Source organism: Planktotalea sp., assembly GCF_039984035.1.
Taxonomy (GTDB): domain Bacteria; phylum Pseudomonadota; class Alphaproteobacteria; order Rhodobacterales; family Rhodobacteraceae; genus Planktotalea.
The window spans coordinates 1-3,975 of the sequence record NZ_JBDWVM010000446.1; the positions used below are offsets into that span (position 1 = coordinate 1).

The window sequence follows — 3,975 nt, forward strand, 5'->3', positions numbered from 1 at the left end:
GGATTGATCGAACGCTGCAAGCCCCTGCTCCAAGCGCCACTTTGGCGCAGCGCCAAGGTCATCGACCAAATCATCCCTAATAAACACCGGAATAACGGGTGCGCCGGATGCGCAAGCTGCACTTAGCGCCGCGTGATCGGACAGACGTAAATCACGCCTGAACCAGAGCAGGATTGGTTTTTGAGCGCTCATCGCGACGGTCCTCTTGTCCATTCATTTATTGTAATACGGACGGGGGCCGCATTTAGATCAAAGAATATCGTCTAAAGCATTCAAAAGCTGATCAATTTCGCCCTCGGACGTGTAATGCGTGAAGCTCAACCGCAGCACACCTTTGTCCAGATCAACGCCCATCGCGGACAAGGGTCGCTGCGCGTAGAAATCGCCGCCCCCTGCCATGATGCAATGTTTCGCCAAATCTGCTGCCAATTGCCCTGCATTCGCGGCGCTCGCTAGGGCGACGGTTGGCGCGCGTAAAGTGGCATCGCTTGGCCCAATGAGGCGAACAGAATTCTTGGCAGACACATAGTCGAGGAGCGGTTGCAGCAAGGCGACTTCATGCGCGCGCATCAGATCGTGTACGCCTGCGCCGCGCGTTGCGGCATCGCCCGTCAGCCCATGGTGGTCCGCCAATGCATCGATGTAATCCGCCATGCCAGCGCTTGCTGCGACTTGCGCATGGTCCGGCCCCGCTGGCGTAAACCGATAATAAAGCGTGCCGCTGTTGAAATGGTGCCCTTGGTTCGGCAAGGCCATGCCAAGCCCGCGGCGCATGACCATGATCCCTTGGTGAGGGCCATATGTTTTATAGGCGGAAAACAGATAGATATCCGGTCCCAAATCACCCACATCCGGAATGCCGTGGGGCGCATAGGACACGCCGTCGACGCAGACAAAGGCGCCTGCCGCATGAGCCATCGCGGTGATTTCCGTCACAGGATTGATTTCACCCACGACGTTGGAGCAATGGGGAAAACAGACAAGGCGGACATTTTCATCGAGCAATTCTTCCAGATCGGCAGGATCAAGATGGCCGGTTTCAGGATCGATCTGCCATTCACGAATTTCGATGCCGCGCTCGGCCAAACGCCGCCAAGGGCCTGAGTTCGCTTCATGGTCCTGATTGGTGACGATGATCGCCTCGCCCTCTGCTATGAAACTCGCGAAGGCTTGGGCCAGCACATAGGTGTTTTGCGTGGTCGATGGGCCGAAGGACACTTCATCCGTGTCCACGCCCATAATCGCGGCAAGGCGCGCGCGTGCTTCATCCATTTCTTCGCCCGCAAGGCGCGAGGCGTCATAGGGCGCGTAGGGCTGGACTTTTCGCTGCGTGTAATAGCGCGTCAACCGGTCAATTACCGCGCCGCAGGTATAACTACCCCCCGCATTTTCAAAGAAAGCCTGCCCTTGCAAAGATGCTTCTGAAAACGCTGGGAATTGAGCGCGTACAAAATTCAAATCAAGTGTCATCAGCTTCCCTCCAATACAGGGCGAGACAAACGCAAAACGCCCCGATGCGCAAGCACCGAGGCGTTTCATTGTTCATTCAATGCGGGTTATTCCGCAGGCGTGGCCGCCCCTATTTCGGAATGTGTTGTCGGCACTCCCAAAGCCTCGCGACGACCGTCATTAAAGATCGCTTTGATCAACCCTAAGCACATCAACACCATCACGAATGAGAACGGTAAAGCACCAATCACCATTGCTGTTTGGATGGCACTAGTCCCGCCAGAGATCAGCAATCCGCCAACGACCAAGGCCAGCGCCGCACCCCAGAATAGGATATGTGGACGCGCTTTTGGACCTTCATCACCAGCCGCATTGATCGTGTTAACAATCAAAACAGCAGAGTCAGCTGAGGTGACCAAGAATGTCATCAACAAGACAACAATCATAACAGCCATGCCCCATGCCAACGCTTGGCTGATCGGTGACAACATAAATTCGGTCATTGCGAAAATCTTGTCGCCATTGGCCGCATCAAGGATAACGCCATTTGCAGCGCCGTTTAGTTCCAGATCAACGGCCGTGCCGCCAGCCCATGCGAACCAGACAAAACACATCAGCGACGGAACGATCATCGCGCCAAGCACGAATTCACGAATGGTCCGGCCGCGGGAAATCCGTGCGAGGAACAATCCAACAAATGGCGCAAAGGCAATCCACCAGGCCCAATAGAACACAGGCCACCAACCTTGCCACTGTGCCAGTTTGAAGGCTTCAGAACCGTCGACGCCATCAGATCGATACACGTTAAAGCTCAGCCATGGCAGTGATGTAAGATAGTCCCAAATCCCGACAAAGAACGCGGTCGCACCGAAGAACGTCGCGCCAAAGATAATGAAGAAGCCCAGCAACAAAATCGACAAAACCATGTTGATATTGGAAAGCCACTTAATCCCTTTGCCGACACCTGAAAGCGCCGATAATGTTGATGCGCCCATAATCACAAGTAACGCAACGACGATACCGACTGTGGTCGCCGAACCGTCTTCCATAGCAAGACCACCGATACCGATCCGCGTCAGACCAGCGACAAATTGCTCCACGCCAAATCCTAGCGTTTGAGCAACGCCCAAAATCGTTGCCACAACAGCAACAATATCAATGATGTGTCCCAGCGTTCCAGACAATGCTTTGCCAAAAAGCGGCGTCATTGCTGAGCGAATAGTCAACGGTAACCCACGACGATAAGAAAAGAACGCAAGCGCAAGTCCCGCAACCGCGTAGCAAGCCCATGCACCTAAGCCCCAGTGAAGAAACGACCAAACATACGCTTCACGCACATTGTTTGCGTCAAGCGCAGTTGTTGTGCCTTGGATGACAGCGGGGTTATTTTTAAAGTGAGCGATTGGTTCCGCGACCGCCCAAGTCAACATGCCTACACCGATACCGGCGCCAAACATCATTGAGAACCAAGAGAAGTTGCTAAATTCAGGCTTTTCGCCCGCTTGTCCCAAATTCAATCGCCCAGCTGTTGGCCAAAGAGCAAGCCCGAGACAGACGATGACAAAGAAGGCGACAACCCAAATATACCAAGACGCAAAGTTGTTCAAAATGGCGGCGTTCCACGTGCCCAGCACATTGCCTGCTTGCGTCGGCCAAAAGATGCACCAAACAACGAGGATGCTGATAATGATCTTGGAGACCACAGTCACATTCACGCTAAATCCGCCGTAAAAACCACTATCAGCGGTTTTTATCGGTAGGTCAGTCAAAGGAGGTTTCATGAAGCCGATCCCTGTTTTGTGTATATGTGGGATCAGCGTATCACACTTTCGTGAAACGCCTAATTTTTTAACTTTTGGCCTGTATTTCGGACACTAAAGCGCGCCTGCTATGCGTTCTGCATGCGCCTTGATCGCATCCATCTCACCCATCTTGCCCGGCGCTCGCAGCGCGACGCCTTCATGGCGGGGGTGGATGTGAAAATGCAAATGGAACACTTCTTGACCGCCGGCTGCCTCTGAGAATTGCAACAGGCTAATGCCATCCGCATCAAAGGCTTTCATGCAGGCATTTGACACTTTGTTCACCGTCGCCATGCAAGCAGCAAGCTGTTCGGGCGTCGCGTCCAGAATATTGCGGCATGGGGTCTTCGGAATGACGAGGCAATGACCATCACTGCGCGGCATGATATCCATGAAACAATAGGTGTCATCGTCTTCATAGACTTTGAAGCTGGGGATTTCGCCGCGTAAAATTTTAGCGAAAATATTATCGTTGTCGTAGCTCATCTTTGGCCTCATTTCCTTAATCTGTTGACCTGACTTTACGCTTTGGCTTACGCGCTCTGCAAGCCCAGCTCGCGCCGCAGTTTCAACGCGCCATTGCCTGCCTGCAGATCAAACCCAAGCCGTTCATAAAAGCCCCGCGCCGCCGTGTTCTGCGCCATCACGCCAAGGGTGACAGTGCTGCATCTGTTCAACTCCGCGAAATCGCAGGCCGCCGCCATCAATGCGCGCCCGACCCCCT

The 3,975-nt window shown here is 53.7% G+C and carries 5 protein-coding genes; all 5 read right to left on the minus strand.

What is annotated here, in order from left to right:
- Positions 1 to 192 (minus strand): deoxyribodipyrimidine photo-lyase (locus ABJQ89_RS19785; protein ID WP_348497875.1); only part of this gene is annotated, 192 nt, incomplete at its 3' end.
- A gap of 57 nt (positions 193 to 249) precedes the next feature.
- Positions 250 to 1,470, minus strand: a complete 1,221-nt coding sequence (locus ABJQ89_RS19790) for an aminotransferase class V-fold PLP-dependent enzyme (protein ID WP_348497876.1) — start codon at positions 1,468 to 1,470, stop codon at positions 250 to 252.
- 86 nt (positions 1,471 to 1,556) lie between these two features.
- On the minus strand, positions 1,557 to 3,230 hold the full coding sequence (locus tag ABJQ89_RS19795) for a BCCT family transporter (RefSeq protein WP_348497877.1): 1,674 nt from the start codon (positions 3,228 to 3,230) through the stop codon (positions 1,557 to 1,559).
- A 93-nt stretch (positions 3,231 to 3,323) separates the two neighbouring features.
- A complete protein-coding gene (locus tag ABJQ89_RS19800; protein ID WP_348497878.1) occupies positions 3,324 to 3,737 on the minus strand; it encodes an HIT family protein in 414 nt (137 codons plus the stop codon).
- 47 nt (positions 3,738 to 3,784) lie between these two features.
- A partial coding sequence (locus ABJQ89_RS19805) for a GNAT family N-acetyltransferase (protein WP_348497879.1) occupies positions 3,785 to 3,975 on the minus strand: 191 nt, incomplete at its 5' end.

Bases quoted from the DNA above. Each gene is read 5' to 3' on its own strand.
- ABJQ89_RS19790 (WP_348497876.1), bottom strand. From the start codon at position 1,470: ATGACACTTGATTTGAATTTTGTACGCGCTCAATTCCCAGCGTTTTCA.
- ABJQ89_RS19795 (WP_348497877.1), bottom strand. From the start codon at position 3,230: ATGAAACCTCCTTTGACTGACCTACCGATAAAAACCGCTGATAGTGGT.
- ABJQ89_RS19800 (WP_348497878.1), bottom strand. From the start codon at position 3,737: ATGAGCTACGACAACGATAATATTTTCGCTAAAATTTTACGCGGCGAA.